24 protein-coding genes and 1 tRNA gene are annotated in these 25,027 nt (G+C 71.3%); 14 read left to right on the forward strand and 11 right to left on the reverse strand.

Translation table 11 applies throughout. The features are described from left to right. Positions 1 to 207: 207 nt before the first annotated feature. The 10 genes from ACWGJO_RS22235 to ACWGJO_RS22280 form a co-directional block, all read right to left on the reverse strand. A complete protein-coding gene (locus tag ACWGJO_RS22235) occupies positions 208 to 882 on the reverse strand; it encodes a response regulator (RefSeq protein ID WP_387686218.1) in 675 nt (224 codons plus the stop codon). Then, positions 875 to 3,484 (reverse strand): ATP-binding protein, encoded by a 2,610-nt coding sequence (locus ACWGJO_RS22240; protein ID WP_452186135.1) that lies wholly within the window; start codon positions 3,482 to 3,484, stop codon positions 875 to 877. The genes ACWGJO_RS22235 and ACWGJO_RS22240 overlap by 8 nt, the downstream gene beginning before the upstream one ends. An 80-nt stretch (positions 3,485 to 3,564) precedes the next feature. Next, positions 3,565 to 4,200 carry a K(+)-transporting ATPase subunit C gene (gene kdpC, locus ACWGJO_RS22245; protein ID WP_452186137.1) on the reverse strand — a complete coding sequence of 212 codons (636 nt, stop codon included), beginning with the start codon at positions 4,198 to 4,200 and terminating at the stop codon, positions 3,565 to 3,567. A 21-nt stretch (positions 4,201 to 4,221) separates the two neighbouring features. After that, positions 4,222 to 6,336, reverse strand: coding sequence for a potassium-transporting ATPase subunit KdpB (kdpB, locus tag ACWGJO_RS22250; RefSeq protein ID WP_452186139.1), 2,115 nt, complete (start codon positions 6,334 to 6,336; stop codon positions 4,222 to 4,224). Further along, positions 6,336 to 8,000, reverse strand: a complete 1,665-nt coding sequence (gene kdpA / locus ACWGJO_RS22255; RefSeq protein WP_452186141.1) for a potassium-transporting ATPase subunit KdpA — start codon at positions 7,998 to 8,000, stop codon at positions 6,336 to 6,338. The genes kdpB and kdpA overlap by 1 nt, the downstream gene beginning before the upstream one ends. Before the next feature lies 1 nt (position 8,001). Continuing rightward, positions 8,002 to 8,091: a K(+)-transporting ATPase subunit F gene (gene kdpF, locus ACWGJO_RS22260; RefSeq protein ID WP_097237446.1), complete on the reverse strand. Its 90-nt coding sequence runs from the start codon at positions 8,089 to 8,091 to the stop codon at positions 8,002 to 8,004. Between the two features lie 401 nt (positions 8,092 to 8,492). Then, positions 8,493 to 10,322 carry an APC family permease gene (locus ACWGJO_RS22265; RefSeq protein ID WP_452186143.1) on the reverse strand — a complete coding sequence of 610 codons (1,830 nt, stop codon included), beginning with the start codon at positions 10,320 to 10,322 and terminating at the stop codon, positions 8,493 to 8,495. Between the two features lie 687 nt (positions 10,323 to 11,009). Further along, positions 11,010 to 11,591 carry a hypothetical protein gene (locus tag ACWGJO_RS22270; RefSeq protein WP_452186145.1) on the reverse strand — a complete coding sequence of 194 codons (582 nt, stop codon included), beginning with the start codon at positions 11,589 to 11,591 and terminating at the stop codon, positions 11,010 to 11,012. Between the two features lie 279 nt (positions 11,592 to 11,870). Continuing rightward, positions 11,871 to 12,557 (reverse strand): HAD family hydrolase, encoded by a 687-nt coding sequence (locus ACWGJO_RS22275; protein ID WP_452186147.1) that lies wholly within the window; start codon positions 12,555 to 12,557, stop codon positions 11,871 to 11,873. Then, positions 12,554 to 13,402, reverse strand: a complete 849-nt coding sequence (locus tag ACWGJO_RS22280) for a GntR family transcriptional regulator (protein WP_452186149.1) — start codon at positions 13,400 to 13,402, stop codon at positions 12,554 to 12,556. Before ACWGJO_RS22280 ends, ACWGJO_RS22275 begins: the two co-directional genes overlap by 4 nt. A 496-nt stretch (positions 13,403 to 13,898) precedes the next feature. Between ACWGJO_RS22280 and ACWGJO_RS22285 the strand changes: the two genes are divergently transcribed. The 13 genes from ACWGJO_RS22285 (at position 13,899) to ACWGJO_RS22345 (ending at position 23,970) form a co-directional block, all read left to right on the forward strand. Further along, a complete protein-coding gene (locus tag ACWGJO_RS22285; RefSeq protein WP_452186151.1) occupies positions 13,899 to 14,192 on the forward strand; it encodes a hypothetical protein in 294 nt (97 codons plus the stop codon). Between the two features lie 101 nt (positions 14,193 to 14,293). Then, positions 14,294 to 15,790, forward strand: a complete 1,497-nt coding sequence (locus ACWGJO_RS22290; protein WP_452186153.1) for a DUF2637 domain-containing protein — start codon at positions 14,294 to 14,296, stop codon at positions 15,788 to 15,790. Between the two features lie 17 nt (positions 15,791 to 15,807). Beyond that, entirely contained in the window at positions 15,808 to 15,945 is a 138-nt protein-coding gene (locus tag ACWGJO_RS22295) for a hypothetical protein (RefSeq protein WP_452186155.1), read from the forward strand. A gap of 49 nt (positions 15,946 to 15,994) precedes the next feature. Beyond that, positions 15,995 to 16,381 (forward strand): RapZ C-terminal domain-containing protein, encoded by a 387-nt coding sequence (locus ACWGJO_RS22300; protein ID WP_452186157.1) that lies wholly within the window; start codon positions 15,995 to 15,997, stop codon positions 16,379 to 16,381. Between the two features lie 8 nt (positions 16,382 to 16,389). Next, the gene (locus ACWGJO_RS22305) at positions 16,390 to 16,572 is read left to right on the forward strand and encodes a hypothetical protein (protein WP_452186159.1); all 183 of its coding nucleotides are present in this window, start codon (positions 16,390 to 16,392) and stop codon (positions 16,570 to 16,572) included. A 156-nt stretch (positions 16,573 to 16,728) separates the two neighbouring features. Further along, positions 16,729 to 17,502, forward strand: a complete 774-nt coding sequence (locus ACWGJO_RS22310) for a hypothetical protein (RefSeq protein ID WP_452186161.1) — start codon at positions 16,729 to 16,731, stop codon at positions 17,500 to 17,502. A 17-nt stretch (positions 17,503 to 17,519) separates the two neighbouring features. Continuing rightward, positions 17,520 to 17,954 carry a hypothetical protein gene (locus ACWGJO_RS22315; RefSeq protein ID WP_452186163.1) on the forward strand — a complete coding sequence of 145 codons (435 nt, stop codon included), beginning with the start codon at positions 17,520 to 17,522 and terminating at the stop codon, positions 17,952 to 17,954. Continuing rightward, positions 17,954 to 18,649, forward strand: a complete 696-nt coding sequence (locus tag ACWGJO_RS22320; RefSeq protein WP_452186165.1) for a hypothetical protein — start codon at positions 17,954 to 17,956, stop codon at positions 18,647 to 18,649. The genes ACWGJO_RS22315 and ACWGJO_RS22320 overlap by 1 nt, the downstream gene beginning before the upstream one ends. 208 nt (positions 18,650 to 18,857) lie before the next feature. Then, positions 18,858 to 19,223, forward strand: a complete 366-nt coding sequence (locus ACWGJO_RS22325; protein ID WP_452186167.1) for a hypothetical protein — start codon at positions 18,858 to 18,860, stop codon at positions 19,221 to 19,223. Positions 19,224 to 19,544: 321 nt separating this feature from the next. After that, positions 19,545 to 20,135: a hypothetical protein gene (locus ACWGJO_RS22330; protein ID WP_452186168.1), complete on the forward strand. Its 591-nt coding sequence runs from the start codon at positions 19,545 to 19,547 to the stop codon at positions 20,133 to 20,135. Next, the gene (locus ACWGJO_RS22335) at positions 20,132 to 22,135 is read left to right on the forward strand and encodes a DUF3987 domain-containing protein (RefSeq protein WP_452186170.1); all 2,004 of its coding nucleotides are present in this window, start codon (positions 20,132 to 20,134) and stop codon (positions 22,133 to 22,135) included. The genes ACWGJO_RS22330 and ACWGJO_RS22335 overlap by 4 nt, the downstream gene beginning before the upstream one ends. 255 nt (positions 22,136 to 22,390) lie before the next feature. Continuing rightward, a complete protein-coding gene (locus ACWGJO_RS22340; RefSeq protein ID WP_452186172.1) occupies positions 22,391 to 22,576 on the forward strand; it encodes a helix-turn-helix transcriptional regulator in 186 nt (61 codons plus the stop codon). Further along, positions 22,576 to 23,970: a tyrosine-type recombinase/integrase gene (locus ACWGJO_RS22345; protein ID WP_452186174.1), complete on the forward strand. Its 1,395-nt coding sequence runs from the start codon at positions 22,576 to 22,578 to the stop codon at positions 23,968 to 23,970. The genes ACWGJO_RS22340 and ACWGJO_RS22345 overlap by 1 nt, the downstream gene beginning before the upstream one ends. Positions 23,971 to 24,135: 165 nt before the next feature. Here the strand turns inward: ACWGJO_RS22345 and ACWGJO_RS22350 are convergent. Then, positions 24,136 to 24,216 (reverse strand) — tRNA-Tyr (locus tag ACWGJO_RS22350). A gap of 217 nt (positions 24,217 to 24,433) precedes the next feature. Here ACWGJO_RS22350 and ACWGJO_RS22355 point away from each other — a divergent pair. Further along, a complete protein-coding gene (locus ACWGJO_RS22355; protein ID WP_359897561.1) occupies positions 24,434 to 24,922 on the forward strand; it encodes a YajQ family cyclic di-GMP-binding protein in 489 nt (162 codons plus the stop codon). The last annotated feature ends 105 nt before the right edge of the window (positions 24,923 to 25,027 follow it).

Here is a 25,027-nt window from a genome sequence, read left to right on the forward strand (position 1 = left end):
GCCCCTCCCCCACCTGCTGGCCGTCCTCGGACGGCTGCCGGAGCGGACCCGGACCTCCCCCACACGGAGCCGGGCCGCTCGTTCGACACCGACACTACGCCCGCGAAACACCGCCCCCGGACGGCCTTGACGCCCTCCTGTCGTCCACCGGAGCGCTCTTGACGGCTCGTTGACGAGGGCGAGCGCCGGCGCTCGCCCGCCGGTCCGTCACGGCACGTACCGGTACCCGATCCCCGGCTCGGTGATCAGGTGCCGCGGCCGGGCCGGATCGCGCTCCAGCTTGCGGCGCAGCCCGGCGAAGTAGACCCGCAGGTAGTTGCCGCGCCCCTCCTGGGCCGGGCCCCACACCTCGCGGAGGATCTGCCGCCCGGGCACCAGCCGCCCGGGGTTGGCGAGCAGCAGGGCGAGGATGCGCCACTCGGTCGGGGTGAGCCGGACCGGACCGTTCGGGCCGTTCACCGCGGTGGCCGCGAGGTCCACGGTGTGGTCGCCGATCACCGGCCGGCCCAACGGCACACCGCCCGGCGGCCGGCGCAGCACGGCGCGCAGCCGGGCCAGCAGTTCCTCCATCAGGAACGGCTTGGTGAGGTAGTCGTCGGCGCCCGCGTCCAGGGCGCCCACCTTGTCGGCGGCGTCCGTCCGGCCGGAGAGCACGATGATCGGCATCGCGCTGCGGGTGCGCAGGCCGCGCAGCACGTCCATCCCGTCGAGGTCGGGCAGGCCGAGGTCGAGCAGGACGGCGTCCGGGGCGCTGTGCGCGGCGCGGTCGAGCGCCTCGCCGCCGCTGGCGGCGGTGCGGACGGCGTACTGCCGGGCGCTGAGGTTGATCCGCAGGGTGCGCAGGAGGGCCGGCTCGTCGTCGACGACCAGGATCTCACTCATGTCGCGATTCCTCCCCGGGGTGTCCGGGCTCGGTGGCGGCGGGGGCTGAGGTGGCGGGGGCTGTGGTGACGGCGGGCCCGGTGGTGGCGGCGGGCAGGGTGAGCAGCATGGTGGTGCCTCCACCCGGGGTGTCCTCGACCTCCAGGCTGCCGCCCATCGCCTCGGCGAGGCCCCGGGAGAGGGCGAGGCCGAGGCCGACGCCGGTGGTGTTGTCGGTGTCGCCGAGGCGCTGGAAGGGCAGGAAGACCCGGTCCCGGTCCTCGGGGGCGATGCCGGGGCCGCGGTCGATCACCCGGATCTCGACCTGGTCGGCGTGGTGGCTGGCGGTGACCAGGACGGGCGCGCCGGGGGCGTTGTACCGCAGCGCGTTGGTGATCACGTTGGCGAGCACCCGCTCCAGCAGCGGCGGGTCGGCGAGCACCGGCGGCGTGGTCTCCAGGTCGAGCGGCTGGACCGGCGCGTACGGGTCGGGGAGGCTGTCCAGCGCCCGGGGCAGGATCTCGTCCAGGTGGGTCTCGGTGAGGTGCAGGGTGAGCGCGCCGGCCTGGAGGCGGCTCATGTCGAGCAGGTTGTCGACCAGCCGGGTGAGCTTGACCAGCGACTCGTCGGCGGTGGCGAGCAGCTCTGACTGGTCCTCGGGCGAGAACTCGACGTCGGGGCTGAGCAGCGAGCCGACCGAGGCGCGGGCGGCGGCCAGCGGGGTGCGCAGGTCGTGGCTGACGGCGGCGAGCAGGGCGGTGCGCATCCGGTCGGCGGCCTTGATCGGCTCGACCTCGGCGGCGACCACGGCCAGCCGGTCGCGCTCCAGCGCGGCGGCGACGTGGGCGGCGAAGGCGGTCAGCACCCGCTGGTCGGCGGCGGGCAGCCGGCGGCCGGTGAGCACCAGGACGGCGTCCGGGCCGACCGGGACCTCGGTGGTCTCGTGCGGCCCGTCGCCATCGCCCCGGTGGTCCCCCGCGCAGTGCGCGAGCGCCTCGCCGTCGACCCGCGAGAGCAGGGCGACGGCCCGCATGCCGAAGGCCGTCCGGGACTTCTCCAGCAGGGCGGGCAGTGCGTCGGCGCCGCGCAGCACGCTGCCCGCCAGGGTGGAGAGGGTCTCGGCCTCGGCCGTGGCGCGGGCGGCCCGGCTGGTGAGCCGGCCGGCGTGGTCGACCACGGTGGAGACGGTGAGCGCGATGGCGGCGAAGACCACCAGGGCGACGATGTTGTTGGTCTCGCCGATGGTCAGGCTGTGGATCGGCGGGATGAAGTAGTAGTTCAGCAGCATTGAGGCGACGACCGAGGCCAGCAGGGCCGACACGGCTCCGCCGAGCAGGGCGACGATGACCACGCCGAGCTGGAAGATCAGCGCTTCGGTGGTCAGGTTGATGCTGTGGTGCGCCTGGGAGAGCAGGGCGGTGAGCAGCCAGGGAACCGCCAGGCCGGCCAGGTAGCCGGCGAAGGTGCGGCGCCGGGAGTGGCGGCGGCCGAGCGAGGGCAGCCGGCCGCGGCCGGTGAACTCGTGGGTGACCATGTGGACGTCGATGTCCTCGGAGGCGTCCACGGTGGTCTGCCCGGTGCCGGGGCCGGTGAGGAAGCGGTTGATCCGGCCGCGGCGGCTGGTGCCGAGCACCAGTTGGGTGGCGTGGTGGGCACGGGCGAAGGTGAGCAGCGCGGTGGGGACGTCGTCGCCGACCACCACGTGGTAGCTGCCGCCGAGGGCCTCCGCCAGCTGCCGCTGCTGGGCGAGCGCGCCGGAGGAGGCGCCGGCCAGGCCGTCGCTGCGGGAGACGTGGACGGCCAGCAGCTCGCCGCCGGCCGTGCGGTCGGCGATCCGGGCGGCGCGGCGGATCAGGGTCTCGCCCTCGGGGCCGCCGGTGAGGGCGACCACGACCCGCTCGCGGGTCTCCCAGACCCGGTCGATGTTGTGGCTGGCCCGGTAGTCGCGCAGGCCCTCGTCCACCCGCCCGGCCACCCAGAGCAGGGCGAGTTCGCGCAGGGCGGTGAGGTTGCCGACCCGGAAGTAGTTCGAGAGCGCGGCGTCCACCTTCTCCGCCCGGTAGACGTTGCCGTGGGCCATCCGGCGGCGCAGCGCCTGCGGGGCCATGTCGACGAGTTCGATCTGGTCGGCCCGGCGGACCACCTCGTCCGGGACGGTCTCGCGCTGCGGGATGCCGGTGATCTTCCGGACGACGTCGTTCAGCGATTCCAGGTGCTGGATGTTGACGGTGGTGATGACGTCGATCCCGGCGGCCAGGATCTCCTCGACGTCCTGCCACCGCTTGGCGTGCCGGCCGCCGGGGACGTTGGTGTGCGCCAGCTCGTCCACCAGCACGACGGTCGGGCGGCGGGCGAGCACCCCGTCGAGGTCCATCTCGTCGAACTCGGCGTCCCGGTAGGCGCGCCGGACCCGTGGCAGGACGTCCAGGCCGGCCAGCATGGCCTCGGTGTGGCGTCTGCCGTGGCACTCGATGTACCCGACCGCGACGTCGGCCCCGCGCTGCTGTCTGCGCCGGGCCTCGTCCAGCATCCGATAGGTCTTGCCGACCCCCGGCGCGGAGCCGAGGTACACCCTCAGGCGGCCGCCGCGGTTGCCGGTGCCGGGGGTGAGGTCGCGAGCCATGGGCACTGCTCTTTCCATCGAAAAGTGGTGCACGTCTGCGGACGCGGGCCGGCCCGGTCACCCGTCTGTACGAGGTGATGTCACTTCTGCTCGCTGAGCGCCTTGTTGAGCAGCACGACGTTGACGCCCTCGTTGCCGAGGAAGCCGAGCGAGCGGCTCTCGGTGTACTTGTCGACCAGCTTGGCCACGGCCTCCACCGGCAGGCCGCGGTTCCCGGCCACCCGGTCGACCTGCTCCTTGGCGTACGCGACGGAGATGTGCGGGTCGAGGCCGGAGCCGGAGGCGGTCAGCGCGTCGGCCGGGACGCTCGCCGGGTCGACGCCGTCGAACGCGGCGACGGCGGCGCGGCGGTCCTCGACGGCCTTCAGCAGGTCCTCGCTGTTCGGGCCGAGGTTGCTGGCGCTGGAGGAGGAGGCGTCGTAGCCGGTCCCGGCCGCGGAGGGGCGGGGCTGGAACCACTTCGGGTCCGGCAGGGCCTCCTCCTTCGGGTCGTCCGGGTTCTTCTTCGGGAGGTTGAAGTTCTGGCCGATCAGGCTGGAACCGACCTCCTTTCCGTCGGACGTCACGGGCGAGCCGTTGGCCTTGTCGGTGAAGGCGACCTGGGAGATGCCGGTGATCAGCAGGGGGTAGGCGATCCCGAGGATCACGGTGAGCACCAGGAGTGCCCGCAGGGCGGTGAAGTGGGTGCGGAGGATGGTCGGCAGGGGCTTGGACATGGTTTTCTCTCCTTCCCTGCGTCAGCTGAGGCCGGGGATGAACTGGACGATCAGGTCGATCAGCTTGATGCCGACGAACGGCACCACCAGGCCGCCGAAGCCGTAGACCCCGATGTTGCGGCGCAGCAGCGAGCTGGCGTCGGACGGGCGGTAGCGCACGCCGCGCAGGGCGAGCGGGATCAGGCCGATGATGACCAGGGCGTTGAAGATGATCGCCGAGGTGATCGCGGACTGGGGGCTGTGCAGGCCCATGATGTTGAGGTGGCTCAGGCCCGGGTAGACCCCGGCGAACATCGCGGGGATGATCGCGAAGTACTTGGCCACGTCGTTGGCGATCGAGAAGGTGGTCAGCGCGCCGCGGGTGATCAGCAGCTGCTTGCCGATCTCCACGATCTCGATCAGCTTGGTCGGGTTGGAGTCCAGGTCGACCATGTTGCCGGCCTCCTTGGCCGCCATGGTCCCGGTGTTCATCGCGACGCCGACGTCGGCCTGGGCGAGCGCGGGGGCGTCGTTGGTGCCGTCGCCGGTCATCGCGACCAGCTTGCCGCCCTCCTGCTCCTTCTTGATCAGGGCCATCTTGTCCTCGGGCGTGGCCTCGGCGAGGAAGTCGTCCACGCCGGCCTCCTCCGCGATCGCCTTGGCGGTCAGCGGATTGTCGCCCGTGATCATGATGGTCTTGATGCCCATCCGGCGGAGCTCGTCGAAGCGCTCCCGCATGCCCTCCTTGACCACGTCCTTGAGGTGGATGACCCCGAGGACGCGGGCGGGCCCGCTGCCGACCTTGGTGGCGACGACCAGCGGGGTGCCACCGGCGGCGGAGATGCCGTCGACCAGGGTGGCGACCTCGTCGCCGACCGAACCACCGTTCTCGGTCACCCAGTTGGAGACCGAACCGGCCGCGCCCTTGCGGACCTGGTGGACGCCCTCGGCCTCGTCCAGGTCCACGCCCGACATCCGGGTCTGAGCGGTGAACGGCACCCAGGTGGCGTGGGTCAGCTCGCCCTGGGCGCGGGCCCGCAGACCGTACTCGGTCTTCGCGAGGACCACGATCGAGCGGCCCTCCGGGGTCTCGTCCGCGAGCGAGGAGAGCTGCGCGGCGCTGGCCAGTTCGTCGGTGGACACGCCCGGGGCGGCCAGGAACTCGGCGGCCTGGCGGTTGCCCAAGGTGATGGTGCCGGTCTTGTCGAGCAGCAGGGTGTTGACGTCGCCGGCGGCCTCGACGGCGCGGCCGGACATCGCCAGCACGTTGCGCTGCACCAGCCGGTCCATGCCGGCGATGCCGATCGCGGAGAGCAGCGCGCCGATGGTGGTCGGGATGAGCGCCACGATCAGGGCGACCAGGACGATCATCGACTGCGGGGCGCCCGCGTAGGTGGCCATCGGCTGGAGGGTCACGACCGCGACCAGGAAGACGATGGTCAGCGAGGCCAGCAGGATGTTGAGCGCGATCTCGTTCGGCGTCTTCTGCCGGGCGGCACCCTCGACCAGGGCGATCATCCGGTCGATGAACGACTTGCCGGGCTCCGAGGCGATCTTCACCACGATCCGGTCGGACAGCACCTTGGTGCCGCCGGTGACGGCACTGCGGTCGCCGCCGGACTCGCGGATGACGGGCGCGGACTCGCCGGTGATCGCCGACTCGTCGACGCTGGCGACGCCCTCGACCACGTCACCGTCGCCGGGGATGATCTGGCCGGCCTCGACCACCACGTGGTCGCCGAGCCTCAGCTCGGTGCCGGGCACCTCCTCCTCGGCCCGGGTGGCGGGCCAGTCGGTGAGCCGGCGGGCGACGCTCTCGGTCTTGGTCTTGCGCAGGGTGTCGGCCTGGGCCTTGCCGCGGCCCTCGGCCACGGCCTCGGCCAGGTTGGCGAACACCGTGGTGAGCCAGAGCCAGACGGTGATGGCCCAGGCGAACACGGACGGGTCGGCGATCGCGGAGACCGTGGTGACCACCGAGCCGACCTCGACGACGAACATCACCGGGTTCTTGATCATCACCCGGGGGTCGAGCTTCTTCACCGCGTCCGGCAGGGACGCGAGGATCAGCTTCGGGTCGAGCAGGCCGCTCGCCACTCTGTGCGGCGCGGCGGGCTCCGGCTTGTCGGCCGGTGCGGGGTTGAGCGTAGAGGTGGACATCAGGAGGAGAGACCTTCCGCGATCGGCCCGAGAGCCAGGGCCGGGAAGTAGGTGAGGCCGACGACGATCAGGACGACGCCCGACAGCAGGCCCACGAACAGCGGCTTGTGGGTGGGCAGGGTGCCCGGGGTGGCCGGGACCGGCTGCTGCTGGGCGAGCGAGCCGGCCAGCGCCAGCACGAACACCATCGGCAGGAAGCGGCCGAACACCATGCACAGGCCGAGCGCGGTGTCGTACCAGTCGGTGTTGACGGTGATACCGCCGAAGGCCGAGCCGTTGTTGTTGCTCGCGGAGGTGAAGGCGTACAGCACCTCGGAGAAGCCGTGGGCGCCCGAGTTGAGCATCCCGGCCCGCTCGCCCGGCAGGGCCATCGCCACACCCGTGCCGACCAGCACCAGTGCGGGGGTGGTGAGGATGTACAGCGAGGCGAACTTCATCTCCCGGCCGCCGAGCTTCTTGCCCAGGTACTCGGGGGTGCGGCCGACCATCAGACCGGCGACGAACACCGCGACAATCGCCAGGATCAGCATGCCGTACAGGCCGGAGCCCACACCGCCGGGCGCGATCTCGCCCAGCATCATGTTGAAGACCGTCAGCCCGCCGCCGAACGGCGTGTACGAGTCGTGGAAGGAGTTCACCGCACCGGTCGAGGTCAGCGTGGTCGAGGCGGCGAACAGCGAGCTGGCGGCGATGCCGAAGCGCTGCTCCTTGCCCTCCATCGCGGCGCCCGCGGCCTGCAGGGCGCTGCCCTGGTGCTGCGACTCGGCAAGCGTGATCAGAGCGGCCGAGGCCACCCAGAACAGGCCCATCACCGTCGCGATGGCGTAGCCCTGGCGGTTGTCGCCGACCATCCGGCCGAAGGCCCGCGGCAGCGCGAACGGGATCAGCAGGATCAGGAAGATCTCCAGCCAGTTCGTGAACCCGGTCGGGTTCTCGAACGGGTGCGCCGAGTTGGCGTTGAAGAAGCCGCCGCCGTTGGTGCCCAGCTCCTTGATGACCTCCTGGGAGGCCACCGGGCCGCCCGGGATCTTCTGGACGTCACCCGCGAGGTTGGTGACCTCGTGGAAGCCGTGGAAGTTCTGGACCACGCCGTTGGCCACCAGCACCAGCGCGAACACGACGGCGATCGGCAGCAGCAGCCGCAGGTTGATCCGCACCAGGTCGACCCAGAAGTTGCCCAGCCGGTCCGTCTTGTTGCGGGTGAACCCGCGGATCAGCGCCGCCACGATGGCGATGCCGACGGCCGCGGAGACGAAGTTCTGCACCGCCAGGCCCGCCATCTGCGCCAGGTGGCCCATCGCGGACTCGCCGCCGTAGGACTGCCAGTTGGTGTTGGTGACGAACGAGATGGCGGTGTTCCAGGCCTGGTGGCCCTCCATCTGCGGAACACCCAGGTTCAGCAGCAGGTAGCCCTGGAGGCGGATCAGGCCGTAGAGGAAGAGGACGGAGACGGCGGAGAAGGCCAGCACCGAGCGGAGGTAGGCCGGCCAGCGCTGATCGGCATCGCCGTCGACGCCGATCACCTTGTAGATGCCGCGCTCGACTCTGAGGTGCTTCGAGGTGGTGAGGATCCGGGCGATGTAGTCGCCCAGGGGGCGGTAGCACAGGGCCAGCGCGCCGACGAGGGCGAGGGCCTGCATCCAGCCCGCGAGAGTGGAGCTCATGTCAGAACTTCTCCGGGTAGATCAGCGCGACGACGAGATAGCCGACGAGGGCGACGGCCACGATCAGACCAGCGATGTTCTCGGCGCTCACAGCTTCTCCACCCCCCGCGCGATCAGGGCGATGACGGCGAACACGGCGACCGTGACACCGACGTAGATGAGATCGGACATGGGCTCCACCAGAGTGGTTCGGGAGATGCCGCGACCTGGGCCGGAAGGGCTCGCGCGGCGCCGGCGGACGACCGGCAGATGCAGCAAACCAGCCGTCAGGGCCGCGTTATGGGGTCCTGACGTCCTCCATACGGGTGATGGCGCGACGTTGACGCGGCCTTGACGGGCGCTTCACCGGACCGAGACCGTCGTGATCGGGCCGAGATCCGGCGGAGGCGGGCGTCGGTACTCGTCGGGCGTCGCCGTGCGGGGAACGGGTCGGGAACGGAGCGGCCCCGGACGGCAGTCTGCCGTCCGGGGCCGCCTCGTTCCCGCTCCTCATCACATCCGCATGCGCAGCCGGCAGACCACCGCGTCGGTGTGCCGCCGCAGGGCACGGTCGATCACGGCGCCGCGCCGGTTCTGCAGCGCCCGCTGCCACCAGCGGGCCGGCTCCACCTCGGGGATCAGCACGGTCAGCCGGTCGTAGGCGTGCTCCGCCCCCAGCTCGTTGACGAAGTCGGCGATCGGCCGGCCCAGCCGACGGTGGACGTCCGGGATCTCCACCAGCGGCACTCCCGGGCGCCACAGCTCCCAGTCCCGGCGCAGCGCCTCCGCGACGGCCGGCTCGTGCACCACCGTCACCGCCATCACCTCGTCGCCGAGCGAGAGCGCCGCCGACAGGCCGTCCCGGGTCAGCCGGGTGATCGCGGTCACCGGGACGACGACCAGGCTGCGCTGCCTGGTCACCGGGCCGGGCACCCGGCCCAGCTCCAGCCGCTCGCCGATCCGCGCGTAGCTGCGGTGGACCGCCTCGAACAGCACCACCAGCAGCGGCAGCGCCACCACGATGCCCCAGGCGCCCTCGGTGAACTTGGTGCCGGTGACGACCAGCGCCGCGACGCCGGTGAGCAGCGCGCCGAAACCGTTCAGCGCGGCCTTCCACCGCCAGCCGGACGGCCGGTGCAGCAGCCAGTGCCGGACCATGCCGACCTGGCAGACGGTGAAGCCGACGAACACGCCGATGGAGAACAGCGGCACCAGGCTGTTGACGTCCCCGCCGGAGCCGACCAGGAGCGCCGCCGACACCGCGGCCAGGAACAGCACGCCGTACCGGTACACCTGGCGGTCGGCGCGCAGCGCGAACACGTGCGGGAGGTGGTTGTCCCGGGCGAGCAGGTCGAGCAGCACCGGCAGCCCGCCGAAGGAGGTGTTGGCGGCGAGCCCGAGCAGCACCACGGTGGCGAACTGGACGACGTAGAAGCCGAACCCGTGGCCGAGCGAGGCGTCGGCGAGCTGGGCGAGCACCGTGACGCCCTCGACCGGCTGGAGGTGGAAGCGGCCGATCAGCACGGCCAGCCCGATCAGCATCACGCCGAGCAGGGCGCCGAGCGCGACCTCGGTGTGCTGGGCGCGCCTGACCCGCGGGGTGCGGAAGGAGGGGACGGCGTTGGCCACCGCCTCCACGCCGGTCAGCGCGGAACAGCCGGCCGCGAAGGCCTTGAGCAGCAGCAGCGCGCCGACGGCGGTGGCGTTCTCGGCGAGCGCCGAGGCGTGGCCGGCGGCAGCCGCGGTGCTGGCCGGGCCGTCCCGGAACAGCCCGACCACGACGATCGCCAGGATGGAGAGCACGAAGACGGCGGTCGGCGCCATGAACCAGCGCGCCGACTCGGCGATCCCGCGCAGGTTCACCGCGGTGACCAGCGCGAGCACGCCCAGGCAGAGCCAGACCCGGTCGTCGTACAGGCCCGGGACGGCCGAGGTGAGCGCGGCGACGCCGGCGGTGACCGAGACCGCGACGTTCAGGACGTAGTCGACGACCAGCGAGGCGGCCGCGGTCAGCGCGGTCCGGCGGCCCAGGTGCGCCTTGGCCACCGCGTAGGAGCCGCCGCCGTCCGGGAAGGCCGCGATCACCTGCCGGTAGGAGGCGACCAGCACCGCCAGCAGCAGGGCGATCGCCGCGGTGACCGGAAGCGTGAAGCCCAGCCCGTACGCCCCGGCGGCGGCGAGCACCAGCACGATCGACTCCGGCCCGTACGCGACCGAGGCCATGGCGTCCAGCGAGAGCGCGGCCAACCCGCCGAGCGCGCTGAGCCGGTGCCGCTCGTCGCCCGTACCGGTGTCCGGCGGCTCGGGTTCGGCCGTGACGGCCGGGGTGGTGGCGCTGGACATCGGACGGACCTCCGCAGTCGGTAGTTGGTCCGATCCTGTGGTCCGCGCACCCGCCGCCCCGGCGGGCCCTACGCGTTCCTGACGCCGCCACGAGCGGCCTTGACGCGCCCTTGACGCGGCGGCCGCGCCGCGCCGGCCCCGTCCGGTGGCTGTTGGCGGGGGTGGGGCGAGCCGTTGTCCCGGCGGTCGCCGGCTGGGAAGACGATCAGCTCTGTCGAAGGACTCCCACCCCCGGCCCCCACTCTGCTGCCTGCTACCCGTAATTGCAAGCAATGTGCAATAAGTAGCCCGGCCGGCCCCGCCCCACGCGGAACCGCCGGAACACAACGAAACAGCCCCCGATCCGCGTTTCCGCAGATCGGGGGCTGTTTCTCTATCCTGTGGCTGGTGCAGGGTTCGAACCTGCGTAGCTTGCGCGACAGATTTACAGGCCGCTGACCAAGGGCGCTCTGACCAGGCAACTCTTGATCACCGGACCCATCTGGTCCGCCCCTGGTCCGGATCATGGTCCCGAGGGCCCCACCAACGGACTCGTGCATGCGGGGCAGGCGGCGGCCTGACCCAAGCTTCAGCACTAAGCGCGCGTGATACAGGCCACTCGCCTCCACCGCCGCCTTCGCGCTCCTCCCGGCGGCGGGCGGCCGTGCCCACGAGTCGAGTGGAGCCGGCTGACCACGGCAGCTGCGGTCAGGCCCGCGAGATGGGTCCGTCGAGCCACGGTGGCGACCAGCCGTGGTCGGCGCAGATTTCTAGCAGCGGCCGCCCAATCCCAATAAGCAAATCGCTCTGGTGAAGGTCGCGAATGCGCGCCCCAAGGAAGTCCAGTTCGGTTATTTTGGTTTCCGCCTGCCCGATATCGCGGCGGGCCGCCAACACAAACTCGGAATACAACTTCATGAGCACGATAGGCGGAGCGGAATGGAAGGCAGCTTGCATGAAATTTCGAAATGCCCGAACCGCTTCATCCGACCCATAAATGGCCACCCAGGTTGCGAAGTCGGATATTTTACTGCGAGAGTCTTCATCATCGATTGACCGCTGGTCGAGCATATCTCGAATCAGGTTAATCATGGGCTTATAGACGTCATACTTCTTGTCAGATATCCTACTCTCAAGTTCTCGAATTCGCTGCGCTTCAATCTCGAGGCGCTTAGTCCTCTTTGCCGATCTGGCGGCAATGGCGGCCGCCACCATTGCCGCGCAGGCCGGAATAGCCGTGAGGCCTACCTGGAGAACCATATCCCCAGCTCCAGCGGCGATGTGAACCATCTGTGGCTCCCGATGCTTGATAGGTGAGAGGCTGCCGAACTGCGATCACGCGAGCAGTCGGGACTTCGCGGCTTTACACTTCGGTCGGATTCATTGCACGAAATCCAGCCGTAGACGACTACAAGAATCCCGCGCCGCCCCCAGTCGGCAAAATGGAATCCGGGATTTAATTGAGAAGGCCAGCGGGCCCATCCAGGCTGGCGAACATTCAAGGACGCATGGGTTTATGAACAATCAGCAGAATGAGGGAGTACCCTCGTCGCCAGTTGGCCAGAACTGTTACGTCAAGGCACCCGCGATAAGCTCCATCGAGTCCACGATCACCACGGCGCCAGCAGCGGCCAGCTTGGCTTCCTTCCCCGGCTTGTTTGCATAACCGATCGTCAGGATTCCGGCGGCTTCCCCGGCCTCGACGTCGCGGGTTGCGTCGCCGATGAAAATGCACGGCTCCGACCCGATACCTGCGGCTTCCATCGCTTCGAACAGGAGTCGTGGGTTCGGCTTCATGGAGGAGGGGTCGCCCGGCGCCCGCCCGAAGACACCGGCCACGTATTCGCTGAGGCCGTGCTCGGTGAGGTAGGTCTCGATCGCGTCGCCCGCGTTGTTGCTGACTACAGAGACCAGCCGACCGGAGTGAACAGCAGCGCGCAGAACCGATTCTCCGCCGGGGGTCGGGCGGGCAGCCCGGACGGCTTCGGTCTCCAGCACGGCCAGCGCGGCATCCGCGCTCACAGTGAGATCGGGGCGAGCGTCCGAGATCAGCCGAAGCAGGGCGAGCGGGTCGTTCTCCTTCTCTGCCCCGGCCGGGGCCGGCGCGCCGGCGGCGAGCAGGCCTTCACGGAGTCGGCGCGCGACCTCCGAGGCGGGGAAGCCGGCGAAGACCGAGCACACCGGACCGTCGAAGTCGAGGAGCACGTGCTTCACCGGCCGCAGCACGTCGGCGAGTTGCTCAGGGGTAGCGGTCATGGCTGCCGCTCGTACGCGATCGTGCTCCACACGCTGTCGAACCACATCTGGGCCTGCTGGACGTACTGCGAGCCGAGCGAGGCGTCGTCCGGCCCGGCGGCGTGGTGGAACAGGGTGGTGTCCTTGCCGGTCACGTCGTAGAAGGTGTGGGCGGTGTCGTCGATCGTCACGGTGCGCTCGCGGAGCGGGTAGAAGCCGAAGAACGCCTCCGCCCGGTTCAGGATGTACAGCTTGAACAGGCTGGACGCCCGGTGGACCTTGACCTGGACGCTCGCCTTCTGGACCAAGCCCAGCTCGGCCAGCATCTCCACCGAGTGCGCGATCCCGCCAGCGTTCGTCAGGGCGATGTTGCGAGCGCGCCCCCGAAGGGCGGCCTCGTCCTGGAGCCCGTCGACCAGGACCGGCACGGCCATCGGCGCCGAGGTGTCGGGCAGCAGCAGGCGGACCGTGATGGATTCCGGCGCCAGCCGCCCGGAGCGGACCTTGTCGAGCGGCTCCTGGAGCGCGTTGTGCAGCGTCTCGCTGGAGAAGCCGGCGAAGTCGAGGGTCACCTGCTGCTGCTCGAAGGCCGCTTCGAGGTGAGGCCGCAGCCCGACCGGCCGAGAGGTGCGCTCCCGCACGAAGGAGCCGCTCCCCTGCCGGGTCACGATCAGCCCCTCGGTACGGAGCAGGTCGAGCGCCTTGTCCACCGTGCCGCGCGCCACGCCGAAGTGCTTCGCCAGCTCGGGGCCGGAGGGGAGCTTGTCGCCGGTCTCGAAGCCCGGCTTCTTCGTGAGGATCGAGGCCCGCAGAGAGCTGCCGACCTGCTGATACGGGGGGCGAGAGTCATCCGGGTCTAGGGCCATAGGCCAATGCTAGGGGAGGTGCCCAACAGGCGCGAGAAACCCAACTCTCTTGACCTGCCTAAGCAGGTTGTCTATGTTGTGGGTGTCGCACCGAGTGAGACAGGGGCGACACAGAGGGGCCTTCTTTGGGCTGCTCTGACCTGCACAAACGCACCCATCAATGGCCGGCGCCCGCCGTGCCCAGGGTGAAGGGGCCCGGGATAGATCGGGCCGAGGCAACCGGCGCCTTGGCAGTCCGGATGGCTAGAGACCGAAAGGTCAACGCCGTCCATGCCTGGGAGCACATCCCGAAGGACGGCCAGTCGGGTCCTGCTCCGCTGGCCCCGACCTGTGAACGAGTGACTTTGGCCCGGCCCTCCGCTCGCGGTTGGGCCGCGGCCATGGCTACTCGTGCACCACGAGTAGCTGGGCCCACACGAGTTGGGCCGCCGCGCTCCCGGCCAAGGAACGCGCGGCGGCCCTCGGGCCCACCCTCTGCGAGAGAAGAGGTAGACCCGTGAGGTCGATTGTTGCAGGCCAAACGGCCCTGAATGAGGACGAGTTCGCCGAGCTGGCGCTCGGCCTCGTCGTGGAGTCGGAGTTCACCCGGCTGTTCACCGGGGTTCCCGGTGAGGACGACGTCGAGTGCGAGGCCCGGATGGACGCCGCGGGCGACATCCTGGCGGACCTGCGCCGGGAGGACCCGATGCTGGCCGCCTACGCCGAGCGCCTGCTGAGCATCGCTCCGGTTCCGCTGCGGCGCCCGGCAGTCATCCACCGCACCGCCAGCGTCGAGCGAGTGGCCGCGTGACCACCATGGCCGCACCGGCGGCCGTTTCAACCCCGACCGTCGCCGCTTCAACCGCGCGGCCCGCCGCTTCAGCCGCACGGGCGGGGGCTTCGGACAAGCTGATGGTCGGCGTGGCGGTCCTCGCCGCCGTCGGCGGCGCAGCCCTTGCCGGGATCGGCTTCAGCGGCTCCTACACCGCGCTGAAGGACCTCGGCTTCAGGCACGGCTTCGGGGACTTCAGCTACGCGTTCCCGATCGGCGTGGACGCCGGGATCGTAGCCCTGCTGGCCATGGACCTGCACCTGATCCGCAAGGGCGCCCCGGCACCGTGGCTGCGGCTGCTGGCCCACACCTTCACCGCCGCCACGATCTACTTCAACGCCGCCTCCGCCGGGCCGCTGCTGAAGAACCCGACCGGCACCGCGATGCACGCCGTGATCCCGGTCATGTTCGTCGCGGTCGTGGAGGCCGGGCGGCGCCTGGTCATCCGGATCACCCGGATCGAGGCCGGCCACGGCCGCGACGGCGTCCCGCTGCACCGCTGGATCCTCGCCCCCTGGCCGTCCTTCCGGATGTTCCGGCGGATGCGCCTGTACGGCATCGCGTCCTACGACCGGGCGGTCGAGCTGGAGCGCGAGCGGCTCGTCTACCGGGTGATGCTGGAGCGCGACCACGGCAAGAAGCTGAAGGGCGTACGGTCCGACCTGCTGCTTCCGCTCACCATGGAGCGCTTCGGCCTGTCCGTGGACGAGGCCCTGGCCCTGCCCGCGCAGGCCGAGGAGCGGGCCAAGCTGCGGGCCGAACGCGCGGCCGTGTTCGAGACCGAGGCCGCCGCACGAGCCGAGGCCCGCGCCGCCGAGCTGAAGATCTCCAAGCTCCGCACGACTGGCCGGGTCGAGGCCGCCGGGTACGAGGTCGGCGCCGAGACCGCCACCGCCAAGGCCCACGCCCACGCCCGAACCGTGGCCGCCGGCCGGGAGGCCGAGGCCGCCGAGCGCCTCGACCAGGCGACGGAGGAACTGGCCGCCGCAGCTGCCGAGCAGGAGGCCGCCGACGCCCGACTGCGCGCCGCTGAAACCGGCCAGGCCGCCGCCGAAGCCGAGAAGACCGCCGCTGAAACGCGCGCCCGTACCGCTGAAACGAACCGCGCGGCGGCCGACGACGAGCAGGCCGAGGCCGACGCGAAAGAGGCCGCTCAGGCGGCCCGCCTGCGTGCCGCTGAAACGGCCAAGCGCGCGGCCGAAACGGAAGAGGCCGCCGCTGAAGCGGTCAAGCGCAAGGCCGAAGCCGACCGCGACGCCGCCGACGCCCGGCGCGTCCAGGCCGGGCACGAAGAGGACGCGCGCAAGGCCCGGCTCCGTGCCGCTGAAGCCCGCGAGCGCGCCGCCGAAGCCGAGCTGCGCGCGGTCGAAGCGGAGGACGCCGCGAAGCTGACCCCCGCCGCCCGCGCCACCCGCAAGGTCGCCCGGATGATCCTCGCCGTCGGCGGCAACCCCGAGGCCGTCACTCTCCAGGCCATCACCGAGGCCCTCGACGTCTCCCTCGCCACCGCCTCCGGGCGCCGCGCCGAGGCCGCCGAGCTGATCGCCTCCGGCTACACCCCGAACGCCGCCACCTGACCTCGAAGGAGAACGACATGGAGAGCTGCCTCTTCTGCGGCACGGGCGACGGCGTCGAGGTCTGCGCGGACCCGTTCGCGCAGGACGTCAACAACGAGGAGTGGATCATCCCGATCTGCGACAGCTGCTACCAGCTGCGCTGCGACGAGATCTGACCACCTCCCCCGGCTCCGCCCCGCCATGCCGCACTCGGAGGGCACTGTCATGGCCCTGACCACCATCGACGTCGTCAGCTTCGGCTACCTCCACGCCGACCCGCCCGAAGCGACCCTGACCCTCGACCTGCGCCGCCACTTCCGCGACCCGCACGTCGATCCGGCCCTGCGCCACCAGACCGCCCACGACCTGCCCGTCCGCCAGGCCGTCCTGGCCACCCCGGGCATCCGCGAGCTGATCGCCGCCGCCGCGCTGCTGGCCGACGCGTACGACGCCGGCCCCACCGAGGCGCCGCTGACCATCGCGGTCGGCTGCGCGGGCGGCCGCCACCGCGCCGCCACCGTCGCCATGGCCCTCGCCCGGCGCCTCGCCAAGGCCGGCGCCACCGTCCGCCTCACCCACCGCGACCTCGACAAGCCCGTCGTCGACCGCTGAAGGAACGCGTGAACCCGATGCAGATCTTCCGCCGCAACCAGCAGCCGCAGTCCGGCCAGCAGCGCCGGGCCGCCGCCGTCCGCGACGCCGACCGCGAGGGCCAGCGCCAGATCGACGCCCTCCGCACCAGCCGCTCCATCACCGCCTGGCACCGCGCCCCGGCCGCGCGCTCCTGGTGGCGCTCCTCCTGACCCGCCGTCCGGGCCCGGCTCCGGCCGGGCCCCCTTCCTGAGAGGAGAACAGACCGTGATCTCCATGCTGCTCTGCTGGGCGTTCTGGGTCATCGACCTCGCCCTGGCCTGCTACGCGACCAGCCTGCTCGCCCGCCGTCGCCGGGGGTGGCGGCGATGACCGTCCCCCCGCCGCCGAACGAGCCGCCCACTGCCGGCATGCCCGTCCCCGAGCCCGAACCCGAACCCGTGGTCGAGTGGTGGCGCAAGAGCTGGCCGCCATCCGTTCCCACCCAGCGCGCCACCGAGCCCATCGACCTCCGCAAGGACGATGCCGGAGCGGCCGGCACCGACGCCACCGAGGATCCGGCCGTCGAGGACGACGGCCAGGAGCCGGACGCCGAGGGCGAGGATGTGGTCACCTCCACCGACCCGGCCCAGGAGAAGTACGACCTGCGGACCGTGGCCGAGAGCCTGCGCCTGCTGATCAGCCAGACGCCCGAGGAACAGGCCGAACGCGCCCGCAAGGACCGCGAGGCCCAGTACCGGGAGCAGGGGGAGACCCCCGAGGAGCGCGAGGACCGGCACCGCGCCGAGCAGCTCGTCCAGAAGCGCCGGGCCTCCGTGCTGTGGCGTCAGCCCCAGTCCGAGCGTGCCCGCCGGTTCCGCCGTTGGTGCATGCTCACCACCACCTCCGCCGTGCTCGGCTACCAGATGGGCGTCGTCCAGCTGGCCGCCCGCATGCCCCTGACCGTCGCCGCACTCGCCGCGGCCGGCACCTGGCTCATCGACCTGCGGATGCGCGGGTGGGGCCACGTCCGGGTTTCCGAGGTCCGCGGCTTCCCCGGCCTCACCGTCTTGGTTCTCGTGCGGGTGCCGTTCGCCTCCGCCCTGGTCGGCACCCTCGGCCTGGCCCCGCTGGTCACCCTCCTCTCGACCGCCCACCACTGACCCAGGAGATCACCACCATGGACTCCCAGCTGCTCGGTTCGTTCGGTTCCGGCGGTCTCTGCCTGGCCATCGCCGTGTGGATCATCCTCGGCAGTCGCAAGGCCGACAAGCAGGGCAAGCTCGCGAAGAAGCACAAGGAGGAGCACACCGCTTGGCTGATGATCGTCTTCGGGATCTTCGCCGCTGGCGCCGGGCAGGCGTTCAGCGCGCCGGGCACCGTCGGCGAGTCCCTGACCCACGCCTTCGCCTCGCAGAACGCCGCGTTCGGCAACGTCGGCGCCGGCGCGGTCGCCGCGATCCTCACCATCGTGCTGTTCGGCACCAAGCCCGGCCCGTGGAAGGACTCGGCGCTCGGCGCCACCGTGCCGTCCGTCTACGCCGCCGCCGGCGGGATCTGGGCCCTGCCGCTGACCGTGATCGGCTCCGTCCTCAAGAGCCTGGTCGGTGCCTGATGAAGCCCCTCCGCTACCTGGAGGGCGCGTCCCTCACCGCGTTCGGCCTGGGCAACCGCCTGATCATCCGCGCCGTCCGACCCCACGTGAAGGTCACCCGCCAGCAGGTCGGGGGAGCGCTCGGCCTCGGCCTGTTCTTCTCCCCCGTGCTGGCCCGACCCGTCGCCCGGTACGCGCCGACCACGGTCGCCGTCGTGCTCGTCGTGTGGGTGATCGTCGCGGTCGCGGTCGGCAACACCAAAGCCGCCGCCGAGCTCGCCGAGGCCGACAAAGACGCCCGGGAGACGGCGGCCAAGGAGAAAGCCGCCACGAAGGCCAAGGCCTCTACCGAGGCCAGGACGGAGGACTCGGAGGAGGCCTCCACCGAGGAGGTCGACGGCCAGGACGACGAGCCCCAGGACGCCCCCGCCGATGCCGACCTCTACGCCCTCATCCGGTACGTCGCTGGGATGTCCGACCAGGGCACCGCGGCGCACCTCTCCCACGTCCTGGAGGAGGGCCAGGCGCGGGGCCTGTTCGAGGCCTGGAAGGTCCCCGACCTGAGGGCCCACCTGGAGGACCTGGGGGTGGCCCTGGTCGAGGGCAAGAAGCTGACCTTCAACGGCCGCCAGCGCAATCGTCTCGCGGTGCAGTTGGAGGCCCTCCCCGAGAGCGCCCCGGGCACCGTCCCGGCGGTGCTCCAGAAGACCGCCTGACCCCGCTCCCCCGCCCTCTCCCGGCCCCCTCCCAGGGCAACGGTAGGACGGTAGGAACCGCAGGTCAGCGCACGCCTACCGCCCGCCCTACCGGCCCCCTACCTACCGCCCTACCCCTTCCGGACGGGCATCCGCCAGAAGGGGCTCCCCCGTCCCGGACGCCCTCGTTCGGCCCTCCGGACGGCGATGGTTCTGCCATGCTCGGCAGATGCCGTACGAGTACTGGTGCGGGGTCTGTCGCACCGTCAGCGAGCACTCCGGTGAGGCCGAGTCGGAAGCCGAGCGCCGCGCTCACATCGCCGCCGTGCACCACGGCCGGCGCCCCGACCGCGAGCGCATCCAGGACCTCCGGCCGGCACCCCGCCTGCCCCACCACCCGCCTCGCCGGTTCGGCGCGACCACGGCGCTCGCCATCGTGGCCGCCATCCTCGCCGCGCTCATCGCCTGGTCCATCCACCTGGACCCTCCCGCCTCCCCGCATTCCCCGCCCCGGCCCGCGCTGCCCACCCCTCAGTCGTGGGAATCCCTCTTCTCCAATGTCGACCCCACCGCCTCGGCCCATCCTGAGCCCTAGCCAAACTGCTCCTTCGCGCGCCAAAGCGGCGGCCGGGTACTGACCGGCCGCCGCTCCGTTTTCGCCCCGCGCCCGCTCCCCTACCTCTTCCCGGCACCTCTCCAGGAAGTTGATACGGCGGTAGGAGCTGCAGGTCAGCCCACACCCACCAGTCGCCTACCTGCCGCCCGCCGCTCTCCGGGCCCCGGAAGGTCTCCGCCCCGGCGGTGCGGGGGACCGGCAGACCCGCTCCCGCATAGCACGAAGCCCACAGCAGCTCTCATCCCGGCAAGGTCAAGGCTGCTGCGGGCCGTGCATCCCCTTCACAGAGATGGGATCAGCATGCCCCAGTTCGACCACTCCACGCTCGTCATCGTGGACAACGCCGCCGACCGGGAGAACGCCAGCGACGGCGACTCCCGCTACGGCGCCTACATCGCCCACCACGCCGGCCACTTCCACGAGGACGGCGAGCCGCTCCGCCCGGCCGAGTTCGCCGCCGCCGCGTGGCGCATCGCCACCAGCCCGGTCATGGCCCCGGGCTACGCGGCCGTGCGCCCCGACATCGAGCGGGTCGAGGTGTACGTCGACCACGACGGCGGCGCCCAGTTCTGCGCGAGGATCGGCCTGCGGCACAGCGCGCTCGCGCACCGCCCCACCAGGTACCCGCTGGACTGGGAACGCGCCCCGTGGTCCCGCCCCGGCGAAGCGTGGCCCGTACTGGCCAGCCCGGAGCGCACCGACCGCCCCGCCGTCCTGGTGACCGCCACCGTGCTCCTCCCGATCCCCAACACCATCCTCATCACCCCCACCACGGCCCGCCCCGGACCCACCCTCACCGACGAGGCCAAGACCGTCATCGCGGCCCTCACCGCGCACGCCAACCGCAACCTCGCCCCGCTCGTCGCCGACCTGCTCGGCGGTGTCCGGTGAGCGGCCCGGTCACCAGCCCGTTGAGCACCGAGTACGCGCCGAACGTGATCCCGTTCCGGCCCGAGCCCTCCGAGGTCAAGGCCGCCGAGCAGGCCGTCATCGGCGCCGCCCTGCTCGACCCCACCCAGATCCCCGCGCTCGCCGCCCAGCTCGGCGACCCGAGCGCCTTCTACCACCCCGCGCACGAGACGATCTGGCGCACCATCACCCGCATGGCCGACGGCGAACGGCCGGTCGATCCGCTGCTGCTGGCCGGTGTCCTGCGCACCCAGGGTGACCTGGGCCGCATCGGCGGACCTGGCTACCTGCACACCTGCATCGCGGCCACCCCCACCGCCGCGAACGGCGACTACTACGCCGAAATCGTGCGCGTGGCCGCCGAGCGGCGCCGCATCAACACCGCCACCAGCCGCCTCGCCCACATGGCCGACGACGACCAGGCCGACCTGGAGGCCGTCCGCACTGCTGCCCTGGCCGCCCTCTCGGACCTCGCTTCCGGCGAGACCTGGCTCGACCCCGTCCCGCTCGGCTCCCACGGCGCCCTCCCCGTCTTCCCCGCGCACGCGCTCCCGAAGTGGGTCGGGGCGTACGTGGAGGCGGTGGCGGAGTTCACCCAGACCCCGGTCGACATGGCCGCCACCATGTCCCTGGCCGCACTGTCGACCGCCGCCGGCGGGCGGGTGGGGGTGGAGATCCGGCCCGGCTGGCGCGAGCAGTCCAACCTCTACCTGGTCTGCGCGATGCCCCCGGCCAGCCGCAAGTCCGACGTGTTCGCGTTCATGACCGGCCCGGTCTACCGGGTCGAGGACGAGCTCCGCGCCGAGGCCCGCGGCCGGATCATCGAGGCCGAGACCGCCAAGGAGACGGCGCTGGCCGAGGTCGAGGCACTCATGGCCAAGGCCCGCAAGAACCCCGACCTCGACCGCGCCCACCTGGTGGCCGAGATCGCCGGCGCCCGGATGCTGGCCGACGAGATCGTCGTGCCGCCCAGCCCGCGGCTGACCCTGTCCGGGGACATCACCCCCGAGACCGTCACCCACCAGCTCGGCGTCCACCGCTGCCTGGCCGCGCTCTCGCCCGAGGGCGACCTCTTCGACAGCATCGTCGGCCGCTACAGCAGCAAGCCCAACCTCGGCGTCTTCCTCCAGGCCCACAAGGGCGAGCGCCTCCAGGCCGACCGGATCACCCGCGAGCAGCCGACCGTCGACAAGCCCGCGCTCACCATCGGCGTCACCCCGCAGCCCGCCGTCCTCCAGGAGCTCGGCGCCGCCCCCGGCGCCCGCGACCGCGGCCTGCTCGCCCGCTTCCTGTACTCCCTCCCGCCGTCCAACCTCGGCTACCGCAAGATCCGCACCACCCCCATCCCCGAGCCGGTCGCCACCACCTACGACGTCCGCCTCTCCGCGCTCCTGCGCGCCCTCACCTCCTTGGACGAGCCGGCCTTCGTCACGATGACCGAGGCCGCCGACCTCGCCGTCGAGAAGCTGCAGGAGAAGTTCGAGGTCCAGCTCCGCCCGGACGAGCCGCTCGCCCACATCAAGGACTGGGCAGGCAAGTTGGTCGGCCACATCGCCCGCATCGCGGTCCTCCTCCACCTCGCCGACCACGTCGGCGGCGACTGGCGCGCGCCCGTCGAGGCGGCCACCGTCGACCGCGCCGCCGAGATCGCCGAGTACTACACCGCCCACACCCTCGCCGTCTTCGACCTGATCGCCGCCGACCCCGCCACCGAGGATGCCCATGCCCTCCTCCAGTGGCTCCAGCGGCCGAAGAAGGACGGCACCCACCGCAGCCACATCAAGGCGCACGACGCCGTCGCGTCGTCCCGGCGGTTCAAGAAGGTCGCCGACGTCGAACCCGCGCTCGCCCTCCTCGAACAGCACGGCTGGCTCCGCACCGACCAGCCCCCGGCGAACAATCAGCGTGGCCGGCCGCAGGCCGTCACCTACCGTGTCCACCCGGTGCTGAGCGCCCCCACGAACACGGACCCGATCACGTAACCGTCAGGGATGTCAGGGCAAACCTCTGACCAGCGCGCACGCCGCCGGACGGCCCGTCAGGGAACGTCAGGGCTGTCAGGGCTATCCGAGATCCCCTGACAGCCCTGACAGCCCCTGACTCCCGGCCAGGAGCCGTAGCACCAGGTCAGCGAGTTCCCCTGACATACCTGACGCCTTCCGCCCTCCGCCGCCGCCCGCGAGAGGGCTCGCAACACTCCGCAGCCACCCTCCGCACCCACAGCAGGAGACTTCGCCATGCCCAAGCGCGAACTGCTCAAGCTCCCCGTCGTCCTCGCCGAACTCGGCATGTCCCGTGCCGCCTTCTACCGGATGCGCGCCCGGGGCCAGGCGCCGCGCCTCATCAAGCTCCCCAACGGCCAGGTCCGCGTCGATCGGGCCGACCTGGACGCGTGGCTCGACTCCTGCGAGGTGGCCGCCTGATGCCCACCTCCTACAGGGTCACGTTCTGGGAGCACCGTCATCGGCCCGACCGCCGCAAGCCGTGGCAGGTGCGGTGGACCGTGAACGGCCTGGAGTTCTCCGAGTCCTACCTCACGAAGACCCAGGCGGACGGGCGGAAGTCCCAGTTGCTCGTCGCAGCGGCAACTCACGAGCCCTTCGACACGGAGACGGGCCTCCCCCTCTCGGAGCTTCGCAAGCGCCAGGAGGAGCAGAACTCCGTCACCTGGTACCAGCACGGGCGGAACTACGTCGAAGCCCGCTGGGACGGCGCCCCGGCCAAGACCCGGACGACCTGGGCGGATGCCCTGGCCAGCGTCACGTTCGAGCTGGTCAAGGCCAAGACCGGCATGCCGGACAAGCCGCTCGTGCGGCGCGCGCTGTACGGCTGGGCCTTCAACGTGAACCGGTGGACCGATGAGCCGCCGGCCGACGTCGCCAAGGCCCTGGCCTGGGTGGCGCGGAACTCCGTGGACGTGTCCGGGCTGGCGGACCCGAAGATGGTCCGCCGCCTGCTCGCCGCCCTCTCGGTGAAGCTGGACGGCACCAAGGCCGCCGCCTCCACCACGCTCCGGAAGCGGCGGATCCTGAACCACGTCCTGGGCCGTGCCGTCGAGGACGGCCTCCTGACCGTCAACCCGCTGCCGTCGGTGCAGTGGCAGCCGCCTCGGGCCGAGGATGAGGTCGATCCCGAGTACGTCATGAGCCCCGAGCAGGCCGCCGCGATGCTGGAGGCCGTCGGCCGGCAGGGGCGGCGCGGGCCGCGGCTGGTCGCCTTCTTCGGGTGCATGTACTACGCGGGCATGCGTCCGGGCGAGGTGGTCCACCTGCGCAAGGACCGGTGCGTTCTCCCGGCGGAGGGCTGGGGGAAGCTCAACCTCAACGGGAACAGTCCCCGCGTCGGGTCGTCCTGGACCGACAGCGGTGCGTCCCACGATCCGCGCGGCTTGAAGCACCGGGCGGAGACGGCCACCCGGCCGGTGCCGATCCCGCCCGAGCTGGTGAAGCTGCTGCGGGAGCACATCGAGCTGTACGGCACGGCTCCCGACGGCCGGCTCTTCCGGACCTTCCGGAACGGCATGGTGCAGGAGAGCGGGTACGGCGTCGTCTGGGCAGCGGCGCGGGCCGAGGTCTTCAGCGAGGAGGAGCGGGCCACTCCACTGGCCAAGCGCCCGTACGACGCCCGGCACGGCGGGGTCTCGCTCTGGCTGGCTTCCGGCGTGCCGGTGGCCGAGTGCGCTCGGCGAGCGGGGCACAGCATCGCCGTCCTGCTCCGGGTCTACGCCAAGTGCATCCACGGTGACGAGGACCACGCGAACCAGCTCATCACCGAGCGGCTCCAGCGTCGCGCGGCGCCCCCGACGGAGGGTTCCTGAGCTTGGTCCGCGCCTGGTCCGGAACCGCTGGTCAGGACCGGGATCCGGGCGAAACGAGGTGAGACAAACCACGCAAAACGACCATCCGGCGTGACCGGTGTTCGAGCGCAACAAAAGAGCCCCTGATCTGCGTTTCCGCAGATCAGGGGCTCTTTTGCATCCCTGTGGCTGGTGCAGGGTTCGAACCTGCGTAGCTTGCGCGACAGATTTACAGTCTGCTCCCTTTGGCCGCTCGGGCAACCAGCCAGGATCTTCGTTTCCCGGGGTGTTCACCCCGTTCGACTTGGTAAACCATACCCGATGCCGGGGGGTGCTCCGCCACTCGATAGATCACGCAATGATCAAGGAACCGCGGGCGGGCGGTACGGGCGGGGCCGGTGTGGCGCTGGATAGGCTGGGACTCCGGACGCCCGCGAGGGCGGGCCGTGCCAGTGAAGCCAGAGCATCAAGGAGACCAACACCCATGGCCGACTCCAGTTTCGACATCGTCTCGAAGGTCGAGTGGCAGGAGGTCGACAACGCGATCAACCAGACCTCCCGTGAGATCGCCACGCGCTTCGACTTCAAGGGCGTCGGCGGCGAGATCAGCCGCACCGCCGAGAAGATCGAGATGAAGGCGAACGGCGAGGAGCGCGTGCGCGCCATCCTCGACGTCCTGCAGACCAAGTTCATCAAGCGCGGCCTGTCGCTGAAGGCTCTGGACGCCGGCGAGCCGCAGCTGTCCGGCAAGGAGTACAAGATCTTCGCCAACGTCAAGGAGGGCATCACCACGGAGGACGCGAAGAAGGTCGCGAAGATCATCCGTGACGAGGGCCCGAAGGGCGTCAAGGCGCAGGTCCAGGGCGACGAGCTGCGCGTCAGCTCGAAGAGCCGCGACGACCTCCAGGCCGTGCAGGCCCTGCTCAAGGGCAAGGACCTGGACTTCGCGCTCCAGTACGTCAACTACCGCTAGCACCGGCCCCGGCCTGCGGCGACGCAGGCCCCGAGCGGCTGCGGGACACAACGGGGGGGGGGGCCCCGGACATGCACCGGGCCGGGGCCCCCGTTTTCCGGGGCC

Source organism: Kitasatospora sp. NPDC054795 (assembly GCF_053611565.1).